19 protein-coding genes are annotated in these 23,416 nt (G+C 59.6%); 12 read left to right on the forward strand and 7 right to left on the reverse strand.

What is annotated here, in order from left to right; genetic code table 11:
• Positions 1-54 precede the first annotated feature (54 nt).
• The 5 genes from kdgD to ACXRVY_RS01420 form a co-directional block, all read right to left on the reverse strand.
• On the reverse strand, positions 55-966 hold the full coding sequence (gene kdgD, locus ACXRVY_RS01400) for a 5-dehydro-4-deoxyglucarate dehydratase (RefSeq protein WP_007981458.1): 912 nt from the start codon (positions 964-966) through the stop codon (positions 55-57).
• A 383-nt stretch (positions 967-1,349) separates the two neighbouring features.
• Complete coding sequence (locus tag ACXRVY_RS01405; protein ID WP_223458665.1) at positions 1,350-2,099, reverse strand: FadR/GntR family transcriptional regulator; 750 nt, start codon at positions 2,097-2,099, stop codon at positions 1,350-1,352.
• Between the two features lie 194 nt (positions 2,100-2,293).
• Positions 2,294-4,021 carry an ABC transporter ATP-binding protein/permease gene (locus ACXRVY_RS01410; protein ID WP_458236966.1) on the reverse strand — a complete coding sequence of 576 codons (1,728 nt, stop codon included), beginning with the start codon at positions 4,019-4,021 and terminating at the stop codon, positions 2,294-2,296.
• A 97-nt stretch (positions 4,022-4,118) separates the two neighbouring features.
• The gene (locus tag ACXRVY_RS01415; protein ID WP_007981466.1) at positions 4,119-4,679 is read right to left on the reverse strand and encodes a response regulator transcription factor; all 561 of its coding nucleotides are present in this window, start codon (positions 4,677-4,679) and stop codon (positions 4,119-4,121) included.
• Positions 4,672-5,934: an ATP-binding protein gene (locus tag ACXRVY_RS01420; protein WP_223458661.1), complete on the reverse strand. Its 1,263-nt coding sequence runs from the start codon at positions 5,932-5,934 to the stop codon at positions 4,672-4,674. Before ACXRVY_RS01420 ends, ACXRVY_RS01415 begins: the two co-directional genes overlap by 8 nt.
• 333 nt (positions 5,935-6,267) lie before the next feature.
• Between ACXRVY_RS01420 and ACXRVY_RS01425 the strand changes: the two genes are divergently transcribed.
• From ACXRVY_RS01425 to ACXRVY_RS01465, 9 genes are all read left to right on the forward strand, one after another.
• Positions 6,268-6,984: an SIMPL domain-containing protein gene (locus ACXRVY_RS01425; RefSeq protein WP_223458658.1), complete on the forward strand. Its 717-nt coding sequence runs from the start codon at positions 6,268-6,270 to the stop codon at positions 6,982-6,984.
• A 486-nt stretch (positions 6,985-7,470) separates the two neighbouring features.
• Positions 7,471-9,096, forward strand: coding sequence for an ABC transporter substrate-binding protein (locus ACXRVY_RS01430; RefSeq protein WP_223458655.1), 1,626 nt, complete (start codon positions 7,471-7,473; stop codon positions 9,094-9,096).
• A 303-nt stretch (positions 9,097-9,399) separates the two neighbouring features.
• A complete protein-coding gene (locus ACXRVY_RS01435; RefSeq protein ID WP_223458653.1) occupies positions 9,400-11,001 on the forward strand; it encodes an ABC transporter substrate-binding protein in 1,602 nt (533 codons plus the stop codon).
• A gap of 173 nt (positions 11,002-11,174) precedes the next feature.
• Positions 11,175-12,608, forward strand: coding sequence for an OprD family porin (locus ACXRVY_RS01440; RefSeq protein WP_223458650.1), 1,434 nt, complete (start codon positions 11,175-11,177; stop codon positions 12,606-12,608).
• Between the two features lie 78 nt (positions 12,609-12,686).
• Entirely contained in the window at positions 12,687-14,282 is a 1,596-nt protein-coding gene (locus ACXRVY_RS01445) for an ABC transporter substrate-binding protein (protein ID WP_458236967.1), read from the forward strand.
• A 72-nt stretch (positions 14,283-14,354) separates the two neighbouring features.
• The gene (locus ACXRVY_RS01450) at positions 14,355-15,365 is read left to right on the forward strand and encodes an ABC transporter permease subunit (protein WP_458236968.1); all 1,011 of its coding nucleotides are present in this window, start codon (positions 14,355-14,357) and stop codon (positions 15,363-15,365) included.
• 10 nt (positions 15,366-15,375) lie between these two features.
• On the forward strand, positions 15,376-16,287 hold the full coding sequence (locus tag ACXRVY_RS01455; protein ID WP_223458643.1) for an ABC transporter permease subunit: 912 nt from the start codon (positions 15,376-15,378) through the stop codon (positions 16,285-16,287).
• 10 nt (positions 16,288-16,297) lie between these two features.
• A complete protein-coding gene (locus tag ACXRVY_RS01460; RefSeq protein ID WP_458236969.1) occupies positions 16,298-17,266 on the forward strand; it encodes an ABC transporter ATP-binding protein in 969 nt (322 codons plus the stop codon).
• Entirely contained in the window at positions 17,266-18,246 is a 981-nt protein-coding gene (locus ACXRVY_RS01465; RefSeq protein WP_223458641.1) for a peptide ABC transporter ATP-binding protein, read from the forward strand. The genes ACXRVY_RS01460 and ACXRVY_RS01465 overlap by 1 nt, the downstream gene beginning before the upstream one ends.
• Positions 18,247-18,444: 198 nt before the next feature.
• On the opposite strand, the gene ACXRVY_RS01470 is transcribed toward ACXRVY_RS01465, so the two are convergent.
• Positions 18,445-18,699, reverse strand: coding sequence for a hypothetical protein (locus ACXRVY_RS01470; RefSeq protein ID WP_223458639.1), 255 nt, complete (start codon positions 18,697-18,699; stop codon positions 18,445-18,447).
• Between the two features lie 343 nt (positions 18,700-19,042).
• Positions 19,043-20,626 carry a peptide chain release factor 3 gene (locus tag ACXRVY_RS01475; protein WP_056728283.1) on the reverse strand — a complete coding sequence of 528 codons (1,584 nt, stop codon included), beginning with the start codon at positions 20,624-20,626 and terminating at the stop codon, positions 19,043-19,045.
• Between the two features lie 439 nt (positions 20,627-21,065).
• Here ACXRVY_RS01475 and ACXRVY_RS01480 point away from each other — a divergent pair, with 439 nt between their 5' ends.
• Genes ACXRVY_RS01480 through ACXRVY_RS01490 form a run of 3 tightly spaced genes read left to right on the forward strand, consistent with a single transcriptional unit; the run spans position 21,066 to position 23,401 of the window.
• Positions 21,066-21,782: an ABC transporter permease gene (locus ACXRVY_RS01480; RefSeq protein WP_458236970.1), complete on the forward strand. Its 717-nt coding sequence runs from the start codon at positions 21,066-21,068 to the stop codon at positions 21,780-21,782.
• Between the two features lie 20 nt (positions 21,783-21,802).
• Complete coding sequence (locus ACXRVY_RS01485; protein WP_223458635.1) at positions 21,803-22,696, forward strand: glycine betaine ABC transporter substrate-binding protein; 894 nt, start codon at positions 21,803-21,805, stop codon at positions 22,694-22,696.
• Positions 22,697-22,708: 12 nt separating this feature from the next.
• A complete protein-coding gene (locus ACXRVY_RS01490; protein ID WP_223458634.1) occupies positions 22,709-23,401 on the forward strand; it encodes an ABC transporter permease in 693 nt (230 codons plus the stop codon).
• Positions 23,402-23,416: the final 15 nt, after the last annotated feature.

Here is a 23,416-nt window from a genome sequence, read left to right on the forward strand (position 1 = left end):
AAGTCCTAACGCAAAAAGCCGCCGATTGCTCAGCGGCCCTGGTTTTATCGGGTGTTACTGCGCGCCCTGCTTGTCGATCAGCGCGGCGAGCATTTCGTACTCTTCACCGGTCAGATCGGTCAGCGGCGCGCGCACAGGACCTGCGTCGTAGCCGGCAATTTTTGCCCCGGCCTTGACGATGCTCACGGCATAACCGGCCTTGCGGTTACGGATGTCCAGGTACGGCAGGAAGAAGTCGTCGATGATCTTGCCGACGGTGGCGTGATCTTCGCGAGCGATCGCGTGGTAGAAGTCCATCGCGGTTTTCGGGATGAAGTTGAACACCGCCGAGGAGTAGACCGGTACGCCCAGGGCCTTGTAGGCCGCGGCGTAGACTTCGGCGGTCGGCAAGCCACCCAGATAGCTGAAGCGATCACCGAGGCGGCGACGGATCGACACCATCAACTCGATATCACCCAGGCCATCCTTGTAACCGATCAGGTTCGGGCAGCGCTCGGCCAGACGTTCCAGCAGCGGCGCGGTCAGGCGGCAGACGTTACGGTTGTAGACCACCACGCCGATGTTGACCGATTTGCACACGGCTTCGACGTGGGCGGCAACGCCGTCCTGGCTGGCTTCGGTCAGGTAGTGCGGCAGCAGCAACAGGCCTTTGGCGCCCAGGCGCTCGGCTTCCTGAGCGTATTCGATGGCTTGACGGGTCGAACCGCCCACGCCGGCCAGGATCGGCACGCTGGTGGCGCAAGTGTCGACGGCGGTCTTGATGATTTCCGAATATTCGCTGGCCGCCAGAGAGAAGAACTCACCGGTGCCGCCCGCGGCGAACAAAGCCGAGGCGCCGTATGGGGCCAGCCATTCGAGACGCTTGATGTAACCCGCGCGATTGAAGTCGCCCTGAGCATTGAAATCGGTGACCGGGAAGGACAGCAGACCGGCAGAGAGGATGGACTTCAGTTCTTGTGGATTCATTATTCGAACACCCTGGATAGCGACGTTATGTGAGAAAACCGTTCAGCCCGCGCTGAAGTTGTAGGTCATCGTACAACTTAAAATACAACCGTCAACTGCATTTCATCGCTGGGGGTGAAAATTGTTCGACAAGAAAGGCTGTCTGCCTGAGTTTTAGCGGGTTTCAGCGGAGGAAGGACAGTTGCGAGCACCGTGATAAACGGTCGTTTGAGAGATACGTTGTCGGAAGATAGGGGAAAGCTGCTGGATTTGTTTTATGGCTTACGGCCCTATCGCGAGCAGGCTCGCTCCTACAGTGATCTTCAGTGTTGCGAGATCCACTGTAGGAGCGAGCCTGCTCGCGATAGCGGTAGTTCAGACGATGGAGGACAAGGGCAGATTACTTACCCCCGCTGCGCCTCAGCCTCTTCATGGGCATGACGCAACCGCTCACGGCTGTTGGTCAGGTGCAAACGCATGGCGGCCCGCGCCGCATCGGAATCCTGACGGGCAATGGCGTCGTAGATTTCCTCGTGCTCACGGCTCAGGCGACTCATGTAGTGCTGCTGGTCGTCATGGGCCAGGCGCGCGGAGTTCAACCGTGTACGTGGAATGATGCTGGTGCCCAGGTGGGTCATGATGTCGGTGAAGTAGCGGTTGCCGGTGGACAGCGCGATTTCGAGGTGGAAGGCGAAGTCCGACGCCACGGCATCACTGGCATGAGCGGCGCTTTCGTTCAACGCATCGAGGGCGGCGCGCATGTTGGCCAGTTGTTCCGGATTGCGACGTTGCGCTGCCAGCCCGGCGGACTCCACTTCCAGGCTGATGCGCAGTTCCAGGATCGCCAGCACATCGCGCAAGGTCACCACGGTCGCCGGATCGATACGGAAACCGCTCGGGCTCGGCGTGTCGAGCACGAAGGTGCCGATACCGTGGCGGGTTTCCACCTGCCCTGCCGCCTGCAAACGGGAAATCGCTTCGCGCACCACGGTGCGGCTGACGCCATGGGCATCCATGATGGCCGACTCGGTAGGCAACTTGTCGCCACGCTTGAGATGACCGTCGCGGATCTGCTCGGACAGCACCGTCACCAGTTCCTGAGCGAGGCTGCGGCGCTTGCGTGGGAGGCGTGGTGCGTCGTTCAGGTTTTCCATGGTGAACATCTGTCTCGAAAAGTTCGGCTGCTGAAAGCACATCATAGCGCAACGCAGTTGTACGATCACCGTCAAGATGAGCACTGCCCCCTGTGGGAGCGAGCTTGCTCGCGATGACAATCTGTCAGGCAACATCGTCGTTGAATGTCAGTCAGCCATCGCGAGCAAGCTCGCTCCCACAGGGTAAGTGGTGTTTATGCGGTCACGGCCTGGTCCACCAAATGGCCATTCTCGATACGAACGTGCCGTGGGTGGAAGCGCTTCAAGCTGCTGCGATGGCCGACGCTGACAATGCTCAGCCCCGGCAACTCGTCGATCAGCGCCTGATACAGCGTGGCCTCGTCCTCTTCGTCCATCGCCGAGGTCGCTTCGTCCATGTACAGCCATTGCGGTGCATAAAGCAGCGCACGGGCAAAGGCCAGGCGCTGCTGCTCACCCGGCGACAACATGCGCTGCCAGTGGTTGGCTTCGTCGAGACGGGCAATCAGGTGCGGCAAGCGACAGGTTTCCAGGACCTGCACGTAGCGTTCGTTCGGATAGATATCGCCAGCCTGTGGATAACTGAGAACATCGCGCAGGGTGCCAATCGGCAAATACGGTTTTTGCGGCAGGAACAGGTAACGCGCCGCTGGCAGGCGAATACTGCCGTGGCCGGCCGGCCACAGATGGCCCATCGCCCGCAGCAGGGTCGACTTGCCGCTGCCGGAACGACCGCTGAGCATCACACGGTCGCCCTCCTCCACGGTCATGTCGGCGTTGGTCAGCAGGTGACGACCTTCAGCCAGGTCGAGGCCGAGGTTGTGCACCTTCAGCACCGAGCCCGAATTCTGTACGTCGATGGCCGGCGCACGCTCTTCGTTGTCACGCATGGCCTGGTGGAAGCTCAGCAGACGATCGCAGGTGGCGCGCCAGGAAGCGAGGCTCTGGTACGCACTGATGAACCAGCTGAAACTCTCCTGCACATTGCCGAATGCCGAGCTGATTTGCATCAGCTCGCCCAGTTCGATCTTTCCGGAGAGGTAACGCGGCGCGGCAACCATGAAGGGGAAGATGATGGCGGCCTGGCTGTAACCGGCGGTGAAGAACGTCAGGCGCTTGGACACCTTCATGATGTCCCAGAAGTTATGCCAGACCATCCCGAAGCGGCCGCTCAACCGACGATTTTCGTTCGGCTCGCCGTTGTACAACGCGATGCTTTCGGCATTCTCGCGAATCCGCACCATGGAGAAACGCAGATCGGCTTCGAAGCGTTGTTGTTGGTTGTTCAGGCCGATCAGGCGACGACCGATCAAATGCGTCAGCCAACTGCCCACCACGGCGTAAACCAGGACGCACCAGAACATGTAGCCGGGAATGGTGATGCCGAATACTTCAATGCTGCCCGACACGCCCCATAGAATGATCGAGAACGACACCAGGCTGACGATATTGCGCAGCAACCCGATCCCCAACTCAAGGGTGTTGGAGGTGAAGTTGTTGAGGTCTTCGGAAATCCGCTGGTCCGGGTTATCGGTGTAACCGCCCTGCTCCAGCTGGTMGTAATTCTTGTCGGCGAGCCAGCGCGCAAAGTGCTTTTCCGTAAGCCATGCCCGCCAGCGAATCGTCAGCATCTGGGTCAGGTAGAGCCGGTATACCGCGCCGACGATCGCCACCGCCGCAATCGCGCAGAAGTACAGGATCAGTTGCCAGAACGCCGCCTCGTCCTTCTTTTGCAGGGCGTTATAGAAATCCTTGTACCAGGTGTTGAACCACACCGAGATCCCCACGCTGATCAGCGACAATGCAATCACCGCGATCAGCAGTGTCCAGGCCTTGACCTTCTCTTCACTGCGCCAGTAAGGCGTGATCATCGCCCACACTTTGCGAAAAAACTGCCCGCGCACGGCGTCGTTGACCGCGGAATACTCAGCGTTCTGATTCATGGATAAGGCTCGATAGAGAAAAGAACACAAACGAACCGATCATAGATGATCGGTTCGGTTTATCGTGAGATACGGCCTGCATTCGTTCAGCGCAGGTTCAGCGACGAACGGGGCGCTTCTGCAGTTTGCGCTGCAGAGTGCGGCGGTGCATGCCCAAGGCACGGGCGGTGGCCGAGATGTTGCCTTCGTGCTCGGTCAGCACGCGCTGGATGTGCTCCCACTGCAGGCGGTCCACGGACATCGGGTTTTCCGGCACCAGGCTGTCGAGGTCGGCGTGTTCGGACAGCAGCGCCGCCAGCACGTCGTCGGCGTCCGCCGGTTTGCACAGGTAATTGCAGGCACCGCGCTTGATCGCCTCGACAGCGGTGGCAATGCTCGAATAACCAGTGAGAATCACCACGCGCATTTCCGGGTCCATTTCCAGCAACTTGGGCAGCAGCACCAGGCCGGAATCGCCGTCCATTTTCAAGTCCAGGGCGGCGTAATCCGGCAGATCGGCCTTGGCCAGTTCCAGGCCTTCTTCGGCGGAACTGGCAGTGCTGACGCGAAAACCGCGGCGGGCCATGGCGCGGGCCATGACACGGGTGAATGTGGCGTCGTCATCGACCAACAACAAATGCGGCAGTTCTTCGCCTTCGACTTGGATCTCTTCACTCATGTTCGTCTCCTCGGGCGACACGGGGCAGGCGCAGCTCGGTGAGCGTACCGCCTTCCTCATGACTGTAGAGTTTCACTGAGCCGCCGGCGCGTGTCACGCTGGCCTTGCTCAAAAACAGGCCCAGGCCGAAGCCTTTGCCCTTGGTGGTAAAAAACGGTTTGCCGATTTGCTCGGCGATGGCCAGCGGCACACCGGCGCCATGATCACGAATGCTGATGGTGAGGTTTTCCCAATCCCAGTCCAGCGTCACTTGCAGCCCTTCGGGGCAGGCATCGGCGGCGTTGTTCAACAGATTCAGCAAGGCCTGGGTCAAGTCCGGCGGCGGCGCCATGCGCGGTACCGGGCCCTGGCCGAGGCGCTGGAAGCGATAACTGGCTTCCGGGCGCATCAGGTGCCAGCGATTGAGGGCTTCATCAAGCCAATCGGTGACGTCCTGGATCTCCACCGCCAACCGGCGATTGGCCTCGGCGGCGCGCACCAGATGCTGCAGGGTCTCTTTACACAACTTGACCTGATCCTGCAGCACGCTCAGGTCATCCTGCAACATCGGGTCATGGTGGTCCTGACGCATTTCCTTGAGTAGCACACTCATGGTCGCCAGCGGCGTGCCCAGTTCATGGGCCGCGCCGGCGGCCTGGGTGGCGACGGCCAGCAGTTGCTGATCGCGCAGGCCTTCTTCGCGACGAATGGCGCGCAGCTCTTCCTGACGGCGCAGCTCTTCGGCCATGCGCGCGGCGAAGAACGTGATCACCGCGGCGGCGAGGGCGAAGCTCAACCACATCCCGTACACCTGCAGGTTTTCCCGAGCGATCGGGAAGGTTTGCAGTGGGTAGAACTGTGCCAGCAACAGCGTGTACATCGTCAGCGCGATACCCGACAGGATCACCGAGTAACGCCATGGCAACGTCACCGCGGCAATGGTCAACGGCACCAGGTAATAGGAGACGAAGGGGTTGGTCGAGCCACCGGAGAAATACAGCAAGGCGCTGTGGATAAACAGGTCACAGGCCAGTTGTACGGCGTATTCGAGCTCGGTCACCGGCCACGAGGTACGCAGGCGAATCGCCGTGAACACGCACAACAGCATCGAACAACCGAGGGTCGCGGCCAATTGAAACCAGGGCAGTGGCAGCAATTCGAGCCAGTAGGCCAGGCCCACGGAACCGGCCTGTGCGGCCAGCACCAAGGTGCGGATGAACGTCAGCCGCCAGAGATTCTGGCGAGTGGCGGAAGTGATTTGAACGGGGGCGAGCATGAGCTCTCCTGATGAGCGCTCCAGGCGGATCGCAGGGAGTATAACCAAGCACGGGGGCTGACAGGCAAAAGTGCGGCAAACGGCCACAGGACCGGAAGATCCGCTGCGCCTGTAAGGCCGCCATCGTCGGAACGCCGCCCGGACCAAGCTCGCTCCCACATTTGGAATGCGCACTCCTGTGGGAGCGAGCTTGCTCGCGATTGGCCGCGAAGCGGCCCCTAACGACCCATCTGTATAGAAGTTGTAACTGTGCGAACCGGAGCATAAAAGCTAGAGTCTGATGGTTTCACGCAGGCCCGGACCATACCCCTGCGCACCTTCCAAGGAGCCTTCATGCACACATTCCGCCGCAGCGCCGCCCTCCTCGCCCTGAGTGTTGGCACCGTCGCCAGCCTCCCGGCCCTGGCCGCCGACGAGCTGCATTACAACCAGATTTCCCTGCGCGCCGAAGTCAGTCAGGAAGTGGCCCGCGACTTGATGATCGTGACCCTCTACACCGAAGAACAGAACAGCGACCCGGCCAAACTCGCCGCCGACGTCAGCACTGTAATGAACAAGGCGCTGGCCCAGGCCAAGAAAGTCAAGGACATCACCCTGCGTCAGGGCAGTCGCAACAGCTACCCGATCTACGATACCAAGGGCCAGAAAATCACCGGCTGGCGCGAGCGCGCCGAATTGCGCCTGGAAAGCTCGGACTTCGCCGCGCTGTCGAAGCTGACCGGCGAGCTGCTCACCGACCTCAAAATGGGCGGCATGGACTTCGCCATCGCCACCCCGACCCGCAAAGCCAGCGAAGACGCCCTGCTCAAGGACGCCGTGACCGCCTTCAAGGCCCGCGCCCAGCTTGCGACTGATGCTCTGGGCGGCAAGAGCTACAAAATCGTCAACCTGAACCTCAACAGCAACGGTTATCCACAGCCTTACCTGCGCGCGCCGATGATGATGAAAGCCGCCGCCATGGACGCCGCACCGGTGACGCCAGATGTTGAAGCCGGCACCAGCCAGGTCAGCATGACCGCCGATGGATCGATTGAAGTGCTGATGCCTTGAATCGATAGCCTTTTTAAAAAAAAAACGGCGWTCACTCACATGATCGCCGTTTTTTTATTTTTTTTGGAGGGGACTGTTTTCAGGCATGAGCTATAACTGGAGAGTCCACCGGGAAAAGCCGGCAGTTGCACCGGGTGCAACTGAGATTGACTGGCCACTATCGGTGCAACAATAACCACTCTTATTCACGCCATACCCACCCCACAAAACGGGGTATGAATAAGTAACACCCCGCCCTGATCGGGAGCACCCTGCGCTCAGGACGCACCGTGAAAGTGCGTCGTTTGCACCGTAAAAATGCCGCGCAAACGGTTAAATGCGGCAGGATTTATACAAATGCGACATTAAGGTACGTTCGTACCACCGTTTCAGGCTTGTAGTCACTCTGGATCTTGCATTGGGTATGGCCCCTGCATAAGTATCCGCAGGCACGACTCACGAGGTCGTCCTCAAATTCCAAAAATGACAACAAATCATGAGGCCACCATGCTTAAACACGCGGTCATTCCGTTCTTAGTTGGCGCAAGCTTGCTAGCCAGCGCACCGTTCGCCCAAGCAGCGACTAACCTGGTGTTCTGCTCCGAAGGGAGCCCGGCCGGTTTCGATCCAGGTCAATACACCACCGGAACCGACTTCGACGCCTCTGCAGAAACCATGTTCAACCGCCTCACCCAGTTCGAGCGCGGCGGCACCGCCGTTACTCCTGGTCTGGCAACCAGTTGGGACGTCTCCGATGACGGCCTGACCTACACCTTCCACCTGCGTGAAGGCGTCAAGTTCCACACTACCCCGTATTTCAAGCCGACTCGTGAGTTCAACGCCGACGACGTGCTGTTCACCTTTAATCGCATGATTAACAAGGATGACCCGTTCCGCAAAGCGTACCCGACCGAATTCCCGTACTTCACCGACATGGGGATGGATACCAACATCACCAAGATCGATAAAGTCGATGACCACACGGTCAAGTTCACTCTGAAAGAAGTTGATGCCGCGTTCATCCAGAACATGGCCATGAGCTTCGCTTCCGTGCAGTCCGCCGAGTACGCCGCCCAGCTGCTCAAGGAAGGCAAGGCCGCCGACATCAACCAGAAGCCGGTCGGCACCGGCCCGTTCGTGTTCAAGAGCTACCAGAAAGACTCCAACATCCGCTACACCGGGAACAAGGACTACTGGAAGCCTGACGACGTGAAGATCGACAACCTGATCTTCGCCATCACTACCGACCCGTCGGTGCGTATTCAGAAGCTGAAGAAGAACGAGTGCCAGGTCACCCTGTTCCCTCGTCCGGCCGACCTGAAAGCGCTGAAGGAAGACAAGACCCTGAAGGTGCCTGACCAGGCTGGCTTCAACCTCGGTTACATCGCCTACAACGTGATGCCCAAGGTCAAGGGACAAACCGATGCGAACCCGCTGGCCGAGCTGAAGGTGCGCCAGGCGCTGGACATGGCGGTCAACAAGCAACAGATCATCGACTCCGTGTACCAGGGCGCCGGCCAACTGGCGGTCAACGCCATGCCGCCGACCCAATGGTCCTACGACACCACCATCAAGGATGCGCCGTACAACCCTGAGAAAGCCAAGGAGCTGCTCAAGGAAGCCGGCGTGAAAGATGGCACCGAAATCGTTCTCTGGGCGATGCCGGTACAGCGTCCGTACAACCCGAACGCCAAACTGATGGCAGAAATGCTGCAGTCCGACTGGTCCAAGATCGGCCTCAAGGTCAAGATCCAGAGCTACGAGTGGGGCGAGTACATCAAGCGCTCCAAAGGTGGCGAGAACCAGGCGATGCTGATTGGCTGGAGCGGTGACAATGGTGATCCGGACAACTGGCTGAACGTGCTGTTCGGCTGCGACTCGCTGGAAGGCAACAACTTCTCCAAATGGTGCGACAAGAAGTTCGACGGCATCGTCAAGGAAGCCAAGCGTACGACCGATCAGGCCAAACGCACCGAACTGTACAAGCAGGCGCAACACGTGCTCAAAGATGCTGTGCCTATGACACCTATCGCTCACTCGACGGTGTTCCAACCCATGCGCGACAACGTGCAGGATTTCAAGATCAGCCCATTTGGCTTGAACTCCTTCTACGGCGTCAGCGTCAGCAAGTAAGACATTGCAACGGCGACGTTTCTGACGTCGCCGTTGCTTTATCTACCGAGCAAGCAGGAATTTGCCTACATCCAAATCCGCAGCTGACTACAGCATCGGGGGAGGACGCGTCGCCATTTCCTACGAGCCTTTAGGACTTTACGCATTTACTGCCGGACCCGTGGCTCATACCGTCGGGATCCGACCAGCGCATGCGTGGGTCATCGGTTACTGCTGCGTGCATGGCTTGAAATCAATGATGCCTCTACGTCCGCAGACGGGACGGCGGCTCATTGACAACACTTTGAGAGAAAAGGAAGCGTTATGCGCCATACCTTGGTTTTATCCGCATTGCTGGGCACCGGCCTGTTGGCCGCCACTTCCATCAGCCAGGCCGCCAACAACAGCCTGGTGTTCTGCTCCGAAGGCAGCCCCGCCGGTTTCGACACGGCGCAGTACACCACTGCGACCGACAACGACGCCGCCGAACCGCTGTACAACCGGTTGGCAGAGTTTGAAAAAGGCGCAACCAACGTCGTACCGGGCCTGGCCACGAGCTGGGATATTTCCGAGGACGGCCTCAAATATACCTTTCACCTGCGCGAAGGGGTGAAGTTTCATACCACCAAATACTTCACGCCGACCCGCGATCTCAATGCCGATGACGTGCTGTTCACGTTCAATCGCATGCTCGATCCGCAACAGCCTTTCCGTAAGGCATATCCGACAGAGTTTCCGTACTTCAACGGCATGAGCCTGAACAAGAACATCGCCAAGGTCGAAAAAAACGGGCCGCTGACCGTGGTCATGACGCTCAACAGCGTGGACGCCGCGTTCATCCAGAACATCGCCATGAGCTTCGCCGCGATCCTTTCGGCCGAATACGCCGACAAGCTGCTCGCCGAAGGCAAGCCGAGCGACATCAACCAGAAGCCGATCGGCACCGGACCGTTCGTGTTCAAGAGCTACCAGAAAGACTCGAACATCCGTTACACCGGCAACCAGCACTACTGGGACCCGAGCCGGGTCAAGCTCGACAACCTGATTTTCGCCATCAACACCGACGCCTCGGTGCGCGTGCAGAAACTCAAGGCCGGCGAGTGCCAGATCACCCTGCACCCGCGCCCTGCCGATGTGACCGCGCTGAAGAACGACCCGGCCCTGCAACTGATCGAGAAGCCTGGCTTCAACCTCGGCTACATCGCCTACAACGTGCGCCACAAACCGTTCGACCAGCTCGAAGTACGCCAGGCGCTGGACATGGCGGTGAACAAGCAAGGCATTCTCAATGCCGTTTATCAGGGTGCGGGACAACTGGCGGTCAACGCCATGCCGCCGACCCAATGGTCCTACGACGACACGATCAAGGACGCCGCCTACAACCCGGAAAAAGCCAAGGAGCTGCTCAAGGCTGCCGGCGTCAAGGAGGGCACTGAAATCACCCTCTGGGCCATGCCGGTCCAGCGTCCGTACAACCCCAACGCCAAGTTGATGGCCGAAATGCTCCAGGCTGACTGGGCGAAGATCGGCCTCAAGGTCAAGATCGTCAGCTATGAGTGGGGCGAGTACATCAAGCGCACCAAGAACGGCGAACACGACATCAGCCTGATCGGCTGGACCGGTGACAATGGTGATCCGGACAACTGGCTGGGCACGCTCTACAGTTGCGACGCCATTGGCGGTAACAACTACTCGATGTGGTGTGATCCGGCCTACGACAAGCTGATCAAGCAGGCCAAGGTCGTCACCGATCGCGACCAGCGCACCCTGCTCTACAAACAGGCGCAGCAGTTGCTCAAGCAGCAAGTGCCGATCACGCCAGTCGCCCACTCAACGGTCAACCAGCCGCTGAGCGCCAAAATCGAAGGGTTCAAAGTGAGCCCGTTCGGTCGCAACGTTTTCTCGGGTGTCAGCATAGAAAAATAACCGATTAGCCAGAAATGCCGGGGGGCAGATTTTCCGCCCTCACGCAGACGCTTTGCCGTCTTTTGCCAATTTGGCCGACAGCAAACGTTTGCGATGCCGTGAATGAGTTCTAAACCAATAGCCGGATCACAAAAAAAGACCGGCATAAAAATAGAAAGTAAGGAGCTTTACCCATGAAACTGAGCAGCACCGCGTTATTGGCCTTGGCCATAAGCAGCGTAACCGCCACGGCTTACGCAGAAACCCAAAGCCAGGCCTTCACCCCGGTTACCGTGAACGAGAAAAGCGCCCAAAGTGAAGCCACCGGCTTTGTCGAAGGCCAGTCGATCACCGGCACCACGCGTAACTGGTACGCCAACGAACAACTGCAACGCGGCGCCAAGTTCGCCTACAAGAAGGACGGCGTTTCGACCCCGACCGATCGCCGGATCAACTGGGTCCAGGGCACCATCCTCAAGTACAACTCGGGCTTCACCGAAGGCACTGTCGGTTTCAGCACTGAAGTCGCCGCCTACAACGCCGTTGCCCTGGACCGGGACCGCAAAGACCTGGCGTCCAACAACGGTGGCGCACCGGGCTCTCGTCCAGGCGCGGGCAACAACCGTACCCTGACCAAGGAAGGCGGCGACGCTCAAGGCCAGTGGAGCAAACTGGGCCTGGCCAACGTCAAGGCCCGTGTCTCCAACAGCACCCTGACCGCCGGCCGCATGAACTTCAGCAGCCCGATGGTCGACGTGATCGGTAACCGTGCACTGCCTTCGAGCTTCCAGGGCGTGGCCATCCACAGCGAAGAACTGAACAACCTGGCCTTCGACCTGGCCACCTTCGACCGCAACTCTCCGCGTACCGAAGAAAGCCTGCGCAAATTCCGCACCGAATACGCCAACGGCATCGTCGAATCCGACCACATCTACACCGGCGGTATCACTTACAACCCGCTCGCCAGCCTGACCACCAGCCTCTGGGCGACCCAGGCTGAAGACATCTGGAACCAGTACTACTTCGGCGCCTCTCACGTACTGGGCGACAGCCAGGTACTGAGCCTGACCACCGGCCTGAACTACTACAAAACCAAGGAAACCGGTAAAGCCCTGATCGGCGATATCGACAACGACACCTACTCGCTGTCGTTCGGTCTGACCCACCAGGCCCACACCCTGACCTTCTCGTACCAGGAAGTGAACGGTAACGAGTACTTCGACTACCTGCACGAAACCAACGGCATCTACCTGGCCAACTCCCTGCTGTCGGACTTCAACGGCCCGAACGAAAAATCGTTCCAGGTTGCCTACGGTCTGAACATGGCCGAATACGGCGTGCCGGGCCTGAAGTTCAACATCTACCAGGCTCGCGGCTGGGGTATCGACGGTACTCACTACACCGGCAACGGCGGCGTGGCCGGCAAGGGTTACGACGGCATCCAGTCCCAGGATGGCGAACACCACTATGAATACGGCATCGGCGCAACCTACGCCGTGCAGAGCGGCCCGCTCAAGGCCACCACGATCCGCGGCACCTACACCGCTCACCGTGCCAGCGAAAACCAGGCTGACGGCAGCATCAACGAGTTCCGTCTCGTGACCACGGTTCCGTTCAACATCCTGTAATGCCGCTGCCGAACGGCTGATTCATTGACGAATTGGCCGTTCGGCTTTTGTCCTTTAACTGATTGCAGAGGGTTCTTGATGAAAATGCTTCCCCTACGTGCGGCCATCGCGGCTGCGTTGCTCAGTGTCGCTGTCGGTGTCTCGGCCAAACCGCTGGTGGTTTGTACCGAAAACAGCCCCGAAGGCTTCGACATGGTCCAGTACACGACTGCAGTCACAGCCGATGCGGTGGCCGAAACCATCTTCAATCGCCTGGCAGACTTCAAACCCGGTACCACCGAAGTGATTCCGGCGCTGGCCGATTCCTGGGATATCAGCGAAGACGGCCTGAGCTACACGTTCCACCTGCGCAAAGGCGTCAAGTTCCACACCACCGAATACTTCAAGCCGACCCGCGACATGAATGCCGACGATGTGGTCTGGAGCTTCCAGCGCCAGCTGGACCCGAATCATCCGTGGCACAAACTGTCGAGCGTGGGCTTCCCGTACTTTGAAAGCATGGGCTTCAAGGAGMTGCTCAAGAGCGTCGAGAAAGTCGACGACAACACGGTCAAGTTCACCCTGACCCGTCCTGAAGCACCGTTCCTGGCCGACATTGCCATGGCCTTCTCTTCGATCTACTCCGCCGAGTACGCCGACCAGTTGCTCAAGGCCAACAAGACCGGCGACCTGAACAACAAACCAGTCGGCACCGGCCCGTTCGTCTTCCAGCGTTACAACAAGGACGCCCAGGTTCGCTTCAAGGCCAACCCGGAGTACTTCCGTGGCAAGCCACCGGCCGATGCGTTGATCCTGGCCATCGCCACCGACAACAACGTGCGCCTGCAGAAGCTCAAGGCCAACGAGTGCCAGGTCGCGCTGTATCCAAAACCGGATGACATTCCGAGCATCAAGAAAGACGACAAGCTGAAGGTCGATGAGCTGAATGCGATGACTGTCGCGTACATCGCCATCAACACCACGCACAAGTACCTGAGCGATGTACGGGTGCGTAAAGCCATCGATATCGCCTTCGACAAGGAAGCTGCTGTCAACACGCTGTTCGGCAAGGGCAACGCAACAGCCGCAGTCAACCCGTTCCCGGACACCCTGCTGGGCTACAACCACACACTGAAGAACCCGGCCCGTGACCTGGAGAAGGCCCGTGCCCTGCTCAAGGAAGCCGGCGTACCGCAAGGCACCACCTTCACCCTGTTCACCCGCAACGGAGGCGGTGCAACCAACCCGAACCCGATGCTCGGTGCACAAATGATGCAGGCCGACCTGGCCAAGGTCGGGATCAAGATCGACATTCGCGTGATGGAATGGGGCGAAATGCTCAAGCGCGCCAAAAACGGCGAGCACGACATGGTTTCCGCCGGATGGGCGGGCGATAACGGCGACCCGGATAACTTCCTGACGCCTATGCTCAGTTGTGAGGCGGCCAAGAACGGCGAAAACTACGCACGCTGGTGCAATGACAAGTTCCAGGCCCTGATCGATCAGGCCCGGGAAAAAACCGACCCGGCCGAGCGTGCAGCCCTGTACGAGCAGGCCCAGGTTATTTTTAACCAGGACCAGCCGTGGATCAGCCTGGCGCACACTCGAATGTTTACCGCAATGCGCAACAACGTAGAGGGCTATCACATTAGCCCCCTCACCACGAATAACTTCGCCACCACCCAGGTGAAGTAATAAGAAAACTCCCGGCATGCCTGACCCAGGCATGCCGGGCACGCCTAACCGGCTGATGAGGTACAACACACGATGTTTAGTTTTATTGCCCGCCGACTGGGGTTACTGATCCCCACGTTCTTCGGTATCACCTTGCTGACTTTCGCGTTGATTCGCATGATCCCGGGCGACCCCGTGGAAGTCATGATGGGAGAACGCAGGGTCGATCCCGAAATGCACGCTCAGGCAATGGAACGCCTAGGTCTGAACAAACCCCTGTATGCCCAATACCTGGATTACATCGGCAAACTGGCCCACGGCGATCTCGGTGAATCCCTGCGTACCCGTGAAAGCGTCTGGACCGAATTCACCTCTCTGTTCCCCGCGACCCTGGAACTGTCCTCGGCCGCGCTGTTGTTCGCCGGTGTCCTGGGCCTCTTGGCCGGGGTGATCGCGGCACTCAAGCGAGGATCCCTGTTMGACCATGGGGTGATGGGCATCTCCCTGGCGGGATATTCGATGCCGATCTTCTGGTGGGGCCTGATCCTGATCATGTTCTTCTCGGTGTCGCTGGGCTGGACCCCAGTGTCCGGGCGGATCGACCTGCTCTACGACATCGAGCCACGCACCGGCTTCATGCTGATCGATACACTGCTGGCCGATGACGTCAGCGCGTTCCTCGATGCCCTGCACCACCTGATCCTGCCGGCCATCGTGCTGGGTACCATCCCGCTGGCGGTGATCGCGCGGATGACCCGTTCGTCGATGCTCGAAGTGCTGCGTGAAGACTACATTCGCACTGCCAAGGCCAAGGGTCTGTCTCCGTCGCGCGTGGTATTCGTGCACGGTCTGCGCAACGCGCTGATTCCGGTGCTGACGGTGGTCGGCCTGCAAGTCGGCACCCTGCTGGCCGGCGCGGTTCTGACCGAGACCATCTTCTCGTGGCCGGGCATCGGCAAATGGCTGATCGAAGCCATTGGCGCGCGGGATTACCCCGTCGTGCAAAACGGCATCCTGTTAATCGCCTGCCTGGTGATTGTGGTCAACTTCGTAGTGGACATCCTCTACGGCTTTGCCAACCCACGCATCCGTCACCAGCGCTGAGATCATGACCATGACCACTCCAATTCCATCGGTAGCAGTCGATCAAAGCCTGCTGTACCCGTCTCCGTACAAAGAATTCTGGCAAGCGTTCTCCAAGAACAAAGGTGCCGTCGCCGGCCTGATGTTCATGTTGCTGGTGATTTTCTGCGCGATCTTCGCCCCGTGGGTTGCCCCCCACGACCCGAGCGAGCAGTACCGCGATTTCCTGCTGACCCCGCCGGCCTGGCTGGAAGGTGGGCAACTGCAATTCCTGCTCGGTACCGACGAACTGGGCCGCGACCTGCTGTCGCGCCTGATCACTGGCTCGCGCCTGTCACTGATGATCGGCTTGTCATCGGTGGTGATGTCGTTGATTCCGGGCATCCTGCTGGGCCTGTTCGCCGGGTTCTTCCCGCGCGTGGTCGGCCCGACCATCATGCGCCTGATGGACATCATGCTGGCCCTGCCGTCCCTGCTGCTGGCCGTGGCGATCGTCGCCATCCTCGGCCCTGGCCTGATCAATACCGTGATCGCCATCGCCGTGGTGTCCCTGCCGTCCTACGTTCGTCTGACCCGCGCTGCGGTGATGGGCGAACTGAACCGCGACTACGTGACCGCCGCGCGCCTGGCCGGTGCCGGCCTGCCACGCCTGATGTTCGTCACCGTGCTGCCTAACTGCATGGCGCCGCTGATCGTTCAGGCCACCCTGAGCTTCTCCTCGGCGATCCTCGATGCCGCCGCACTGGGCTTCCTCGGCCTTGGCGTACAACCGCCAACCCCTGAGTGGGGCACCATGCTGGCTTCGGCTCGCGACTACATCGAACGCGCCTGGTGGGTGGTGAGCCTGCCTGGTTTGACCATTTTGCTCAGCGTGCTGGCAATCAACCTGATGGGCGACGGCCTGCGCGATGCGCTGGACCCGAAACTCAAGAACGCCGCCTGAGGAGATTCCCATGTCACTGTTAGAAATCAAGAATCTCAACGTTCGCTTCGGCGACAAAAACGCCACGCCAGTGGTCGATGGCCTCGACCTGCAAGTGGACAAGGGCGAAGTGCTGGCCATCGTTGGCGAATCGGGTTCCGGCAAGTCCGTGACCATGATGGCGCTGATGGGCCTGATCGAGCATCCGGGGATCGTCACCGCCGACGCCCTGAATTTCGACGGCAAGAACATGCTCAAGCTCAACAATCGCCAGCGTCGACAGATCGTCGGTAAAGACCTGTCCATGGTCTTCCAGGAKCCGATGACCGCGCTGAACCCGAGCTACACCGTGGGTTTCCAGATCGAAGAAGTGCTGCGCCTGCACCTGAAAATGTCCGGCAAGGCCGCGCGCAAGCGCGCTATCGAACTGCTGGAAAAAGTTGAAATCCCGGGTGCCGCCAGCCGAATGGACGCCTACCCGCATCAACTGTCCGGTGGTATGAGCCAACGCGTCGCGATTGCCATGGCGATTGCCGGCGAACCGAAACTGCTGATCGCCGACGAACCGACCACGGCGCTGGACGTGACCATTCAGGCGCAGATCATGGACCTGCTGCTGGCGTTGCAGAAAGAGCAGAACATGGGCCTGGTGCTGATCACCCACGACCTCGCGGTCGTTGCCGAAACCGCCCAGCGCGTGTGCGTGATGTACGCAGGGCAAGCGGTCGAAGTCGGTCAGGTGCCGCAACTGTTCGACATTCCGGCACACCCGTACAGCGAAGCGCTGCTCAAGGCGATTCCGGAACACAGCCTGGGCGCCGCGCGTTTGTCGACGTTGCCAGGCATCGTGCCCGGTCGCTACGACCGCCCGCAGGGTTGCCTGCTGTCGCCGCGCTGCCCTTACGTGAAAGACAACTGCCGTCAACAACGTCCGGCACTAGACCAGAAAAGCAACAGCCTCGCTCGCTGCTTCTACCCGCTGAACCAGGAGGTGGCGTAATGGCCGTCGTTCTTACCGCCCGCGACCTGACCCGTCACTACGAGGTGTCCCGAGGCCTGTTCAAGGGTCACGCCACTGTGCGCGCCCTCAACGGCGTGTCGTTCGAACTGGAAGCCGGCAAGACCCTCGCCGTCGTCGGCGAGTCGGGTTGCGGCAAGTCCACCCTGGCCCGTGCCCTGACCCTGATCGAAGAGCCGTCCTCCGGGTCCTTGAAAATCGCCGGCCAGGAAGTCGCCGGTGCCGACAAGGCCCAGCGCAAACAACTGCGCAAAGACGTGCAGATGGTGTTCCAGAGCCCGTACGCCTCGTTGAACCCTCGGCAGAAAGTCGGCGATCAACTGGGTGAGCCGCTGCTGATCAACACCAACCTGAGCGCCGCGGAACGTCGCGAGAAAGTCCAGGCGATGATGAAGCAGGTGGGCTTGCGTCCCGAGCACTACCAGCGTTATCCGCACATGTTCTCCGGCGGTCAACGCCAGCGGATCGCCCTGGCCCGGGCGATGATGCTGCAACCGAAAGTGCTGGTAGCGGACGAACCGACTTCGGCGCTGGACGTGTCGATTCAGGCGCAGGTGCTCAACCTGTTCATGGATTTGCAGCAGGAGTTCAACACCGCCTATGTGTTCATCTCGCACAACCTGGCGGTGGTACGCCACGTTGCCGACCACGTGATGGTGATGTACCTCGGTCGCCCGGTGGAAATGGGCCCGAAAGAGGATATTTACTCCCGTCCTCTGCACCCCTACACCCAGGCGCTGTTGTCGGCGACGCCAGCCATCCACCCGGATCCGAACAAGCCGAAAATCAAGATCGTCGGCGAATTGCCCAACCCGCTGAACCCGCCGTCCGGCTGCGCTTTCCACAAGCGCTGCCCGTACGCCACCGAGCGTTGCAGCACTGAAGAGCCGGCCCTGCGCCTGCTCGACACTCGCCAGGTGGCTTGCCACTACGCCGAGCAATTCCTCGACGGCGCGGCATAAAAAACTGTAGGAGCCAGCCTGCTGGCGATTGCGACATACCAGTCAACATTTCTGTTTACTGACAAACCGCAATCGCTAGTAGGCTAGCGCCTACAGGGATTGAGCTGCTCAAACTCTTGATGCGTTGACCAAACCCCTTCCGCCTCGATTGCGCATCAGTCAGGCAGAAGGGGTTTTCTTTTACTTGCCATTGAGCGACTAGGTCTGGCTGTCACCTTCTTCTTCATCGGAGTCCGGCTCGTCGGTAGTCGAGTCATCGTCGTTGTCAGCGCCACCCTGCCCTTGATCTCCCGGTTCCGATTCGGACTTGGCAAGCATCAACCCCGCATAACCCGCCTGCCCGCTCGAAGCCTGCTCCCCATGATCGATACACTCGGCCCACGCCATCGAAGTTCCGAGCGAGAGCATCACCATCACCTTCAACAGCAGTAAAACGCGAAACAACCTGTTCATAGCCGATTCCTTCCTTTCGTAGAGTGCCTGTCTGGTGCTGAGTGAAATCTAGTTCCGATCAGCCGGGTTCTCCAGATTGGACGTTGTCGAACCCGCGGAAATGCCCTTGGATTGGAGACTGGTTTGGAATAGGGGCGATTCCAAATTCAACTAACACCGAAGAATCCTGTGGGAGCGAGCTTGCTCGCGATGACGGACCTGCCGCCAGCATTAATGTCGACTGACACACCGCTATCGCGAGCAAGCTCGCTCCCACAGGGATCCATCGTCAATCATGGAAATGCGGACAATAAAAAACCCCGAGGCTTTCGCAACGGGGCTTTTGAATTTTGCAGCTCAGTGCTTAGTGATGCTCACGCGTCGCACGGAATTTAACATCCGGCCAGCGCTCTTCCATCAGTGCCAGGTTGACCCGCGTAGGCGCGAGGTAGGTCAGGTGACCGCCGCCGTCCAGTGCCAGGTTTTCCACAGCCTTGTTGGAGAATTCCTCAAGCTTCTTCTTGTCGCTGCATTCGATCCAGCGCGCGGAATAAACGGTGATTGGCTCGTAGGAGCATTCGACCTTGTATTCCTCTTTCAAACGGCTGGCGACCACATCGAACTGCAGCACACCGACGGCGCCGAGGATGATGTCGTTGCTGCGCTCCGGGAAGAACACCTGGGTCGCGCCTTCTTCGGCCAGCTGTTGCAGGCCCTGGCGCAATTGCTTGGATTTCAGCGGATCTTTCAAACGCACACGGCGGAACAGTTCCGGGGCGAAGTGCGGGATGCCGGTGAAACCCAGGGCTTCGCCTTCGCTGAAGGTGTCGCCGATCTGGATGGTGCCGTGGTTGTGCAGGCCGATGATGTCGCCGGCAAACGCTTCTTCCAGCTGCTCACGCTCGGAGGAGAAGAAGGTCAGCGCGTCGCCGATCCGCACGTCCTTGCCGGTGCGCACGTGGCGCATCTTCATGCCTTTTTCGTACTTGCCGGAGCAGATACGCATGAAGGCGATACGGTCGCGGTGTTTCGGGTCCATGTTCGCCTGGATCTTGAAGATGAAGCCCGAGAACTTCTCTTCCACCGGCTCCACGGTGCGCTCGTTGGCCACGCGTGCCAGCGGACGGGGTGCCCAATCAACGACGGCGTCGAGTACGTGGTCGACACCGAAGTTGCCCAGCGCCGTACCGAAGAACACCGGGGTCAGTTGACCGTCGAGGAACTCCTGCTGGTTGAACTCGTGGCAGGCGCCCTGCACCAGTTCCAACTGCTCGATGAAACGCTCGTATTCGTCACCCAGGTGCGCACGGGCTTCATCGGAATCGAGCTTCTCGATGATCTTGGTTTCGGTGCGCTCGTGGCCGTGACCGGCGGTGTACACGATGATGTAGTCATCGGCGAGGTGATACACGCCTTTGAAGTCACGGTAGCAACCAATCGGCCAGGTGATCGGCGCCGCCTTGATCTTGAGGACGGCTTCGATTTCGTCGAGCAGTTCGATCGGGTCGCGGATGTCACGGTCGAGTTTGTTGATGAAGCTGACGATCGGCGTGTCACGCAGACGGCAGACGTCCATCAGGGCGATGGTCCGTGGCTCTACACCCTTACCGCCGTCGAGCACCATCAACGCCGAGTCCACCGCCGTCAGGGTGCGGTAGGTATCTTCGGAGAAGTCTTCGTGGCCCGGGGTGTCGAGCAGGTTGATCATGTGCTCGCGATACGGGAACTGCATGACCGACGTGGTAATGGAGATACCACGCTGCTTTTCCATTTCCATCCAGTCGGAGGTGGCATGGCGATCGGATTTACGCGATTTCACCGTACCGGCTACCGCAATCGCCTTGCCCATCAGCAAGAGCTTCTCGGTGATGGTGGTCTTACCGGCATCGGGGTGGGAAATAATGGCGAAAGTGCGGCGTTTCGCGACTTCGGCGGCCTGTTTGGTCATGGGAAATCGCCTGGCAGGTGATTCAAAAAAGGGCGCAGATTATAGCCCAAGTTGATCGAAGAACCGAACCGTTGAGCACATCAGGGGTGGCCAAATGCTGCTTCAGATGGGAACCTTTTAAAGCACGGAGACGTCCACTCCCCCGTTACGACCACTCGTCGGGGGCCTGAAACACCTGCAATTCGGCCTGACGAGGCTGTGCTCATGGCTCGATAAGCCGTACGCATTACACGGTAGGAGCGAGCTCGCTCGCGAAAAACGTCCAGACAACGCGTACATTCAGGTACCCAGCGTTATCGTTGACGCCCATCGCGAGCAAGCTCGCTCCTACATTGGAATGCGCTCGGCATGAGCTGCTTATCGCGAGCATTTTTTCGGCAGCCAGGAATGGCGTTGCCACACGAAAAAGTGTTCGCCGACTGAAAAAAGGAGTCCGCCTGTGGCTATCCACTATGGCAAAGGGCTGATAGGAGGCGCGCTGGTAATCGCCCTTCTGGCCCTGCTGATCCACTGGATCGGCATCAATACGATCGAACTTTACCGCGACGATTTGTTGTTTTACCTGCAAGCTCATCTGGTTCTCGTCCTCGCGTCCATGCTGGCCGCCCTTGTCGTGGGCATTCCTGCCGGTATCTTCCTCAGCCGCCCGTCCATGGTCGGCCGTGCCGAACGCTTCATGCAGTTCTTCAACATCGGCAACACCGTTCCACCCCTGGCCGTCCTGGCCATCGCCTTGGGCATTCTCGGCATCGGTAGCGGCCCGGCCATCTTCGCTCTGTTCCTCGCCTCTTTGCTGCCCATCGTGCGCAACACCTACGAAGGCCTGAAAAACGTTCAGGGCTCGCTCAAGGAAGCCGCCGTCGGCATCGGCATGACCCCGCTCCAGGTGCTGTGGAAAGTCGAATTGCCCAACGCCGTGYCGATCATCATCGGTGGCGTGCGCGTGGCATTGGCGATCAATGTCGGGACGGCGCCGCTGGCGTTCCTGATCGGCGCCAACAGTCTCGGCAGCCTGATCTTCCCCGGCATCGCCCTGAACAATCAGCCGCAATTGCTGCTCGGCGCGGCCTGCACCGCCCTGCTGGCCTTGTTGCTCGACGGCCTGGTGACACTCGCCAGCCGCCTCTGGCTCGAACGCGGCTTGCGCCCGTCTTAAGCCTCGGCAAAGGAATCGTCATGAAAACTTCAAGCTTTTTACTAGGCTGCGTCCTGCTGTTCGCAGGATTTTCCCAAGCCGCTGACAAACCCTTGATCCGCATCGGCGCCCGGGTGTTCACCGAACAGACCCTGCTGGCGGAAATCACTTCGCAGTACCTGCGCACCAAGGGTTACGAGGTGCAAGTGACCGGCGGCCTGGGCAGCAATCTGGCCCGCAGCGCCCACGAAAGTGGCCAGTTGGACATGCTCTGGGAATACACTGGCGTTTCGCTGGTGGCCTACAACCATGTCACTGAAAAACTCGACAGCGAACAGTCCTACGCACGAGTAAAAGAACTCGACGGAAAAAAAGGCCTGGTCTGGCTCACCCCGTCGAAATTCAGTAACACCTACGCCCTCGCCCTGCCGAAGAACGTCGCCGACCAATACCCGCACATCAACACCATCAGTGAGCTGAACACGGTGCTGCGCAAGGAAGCCGATACCAACAACCTGGTGGCGCTGGATACCGAGTTCGCCAACCGTTCGGACGGTCTGGATGGCATGGTCAAGCTCTACGACATGAACCTGACCCGCAAGAACATCCGGCAGATGGATGCCGGCCTGGTCTACACCGCACTGCGTAACGGGCAAGTGTTTGCCGGTCTGGTCTACACCACTGACGGTCGCCTCAACGCCTTCAAGCTGAAGCTGCTGGAGGACGACAAGCACTACTTCCCCGACTACACCGCCGCGCCGGTGGTGCGTCAGGCCTACCTCGATGCGCATCCGCAATTGGCCGCACAGCTCAAGCCGCTGGCGGAACTGTTCGACGACAACACCATGCGCGAGCTCAACGCCCGGGTCGACGTCGAGCACCAAAGTCCTTCAGCCGTTGCCGCCGATTTCCTGCGCCAGCACCCGATCAATTAAGGAGGAGAAGTCATGGAATTCCTGAACGCCTTTTCCCATCTCGACTGGCCATTGGTCTTACACCTGACGTGGCAACACATCACCCTGGTCGGCATTGCCGTGACCCTGGCGATTCTGGTCGGCGTGCCATTGGGCATTTTGATGACACGCTTCCCGACCCTCGCCGGGCCATTGCAAGCCAGCGCCACGGTGCTGCTGACCGTACCGTCGATTGCCCTGTTCGGCCTGCTGCTGCCGTTCTACTCCAAGTTCGGCCAGGGCCTGGGGCCGATGCCGGCGATTACCGCGGTGTTCCTGTACTCGCTGCTGCCGATCATGCGCAACACCTACCTGGCCCTGACCAATGTCGAGCCGGGTATCCGCGAAGCCGCCCGCGGCATCGGCATGACCTTCGGCCAGCGCCTGCGCATGGTCGAATTGCCCATCGCCGTGCCGGTGATCCTCGCCGGTGTGCGCACCGCCGTGGTGATGAACATCGGCGTCATGACCATCGCCGCCACCATCGGCGCCGGCGGCCTCGGCGTACTCATCCTCGCTTCCATCAGCCGCAGCGACATGTCGATGCTGATTGTCGGCGCCGTACTGGTCAGTGTGTTGGCGATCATCGCCGACCTGATCCTGCAAGTGCTGCAACGTTCGCTGACGAGTAGGGGGTGTTCGCCGCAAATGACGGGCGCGCCGTCGCCCCACAAAGCGCAAGACTAGGCGCGAGGAGAGAGA

This window comes from Pseudomonas sp. P5_A2_2 (assembly GCF_054177685.1).

Coding starts and splice junctions, on each gene's coding strand:
- kdgD (WP_007981458.1), bottom strand. CDS start 966: ATGAATCCACAAGAACTGAAGTCCATCCTCTCTGCCGGTCTGCTGTCC.
- ACXRVY_RS01470 (WP_223458639.1), bottom strand. CDS start 18,699: ATGAACAGGTTGTTTCGCGTTTTACTGCTGTTGAAGGTGATGGTGATG.
- ACXRVY_RS01405 (WP_223458665.1), bottom strand. CDS start 2,099: ATGGAAAACCTGAACGACGCACCACGCCTCCCACGCAAGCGCCGCAGC.
- ACXRVY_RS01475 (WP_056728283.1), bottom strand. CDS start 20,626: ATGACCAAACAGGCCGCCGAAGTCGCGAAACGCCGCACTTTCGCCATT.
- ACXRVY_RS01485 (WP_223458635.1), top strand. CDS start 21,803: ATGAAAACTTCAAGCTTTTTACTAGGCTGCGTCCTGCTGTTCGCAGGA.
- ACXRVY_RS01455 (WP_223458643.1), top strand. CDS start 15,376: ATGACCACTCCAATTCCATCGGTAGCAGTCGATCAAAGCCTGCTGTAC.
- ACXRVY_RS01420 (WP_223458661.1), bottom strand. CDS start 5,934: ATGCTCGCCCCCGTTCAAATCACTTCCGCCACTCGCCAGAATCTCTGG.
- ACXRVY_RS01435 (WP_223458653.1), top strand. CDS start 9,400: ATGCGCCATACCTTGGTTTTATCCGCATTGCTGGGCACCGGCCTGTTG.
- ACXRVY_RS01440 (WP_223458650.1), top strand. CDS start 11,175: ATGAAACTGAGCAGCACCGCGTTATTGGCCTTGGCCATAAGCAGCGTA.
- ACXRVY_RS01465 (WP_223458641.1), top strand. CDS start 17,266: ATGGCCGTCGTTCTTACCGCCCGCGACCTGACCCGTCACTACGAGGTG.
- ACXRVY_RS01415 (WP_007981466.1), bottom strand. CDS start 4,679: ATGAGTGAAGAGATCCAAGTCGAAGGCGAAGAACTGCCGCATTTGTTG.
- ACXRVY_RS01425 (WP_223458658.1), top strand. CDS start 6,268: ATGCACACATTCCGCCGCAGCGCCGCCCTCCTCGCCCTGAGTGTTGGC.
- ACXRVY_RS01430 (WP_223458655.1), top strand. CDS start 7,471: ATGCTTAAACACGCGGTCATTCCGTTCTTAGTTGGCGCAAGCTTGCTA.
- ACXRVY_RS01490 (WP_223458634.1), top strand. CDS start 22,709: ATGGAATTCCTGAACGCCTTTTCCCATCTCGACTGGCCATTGGTCTTA.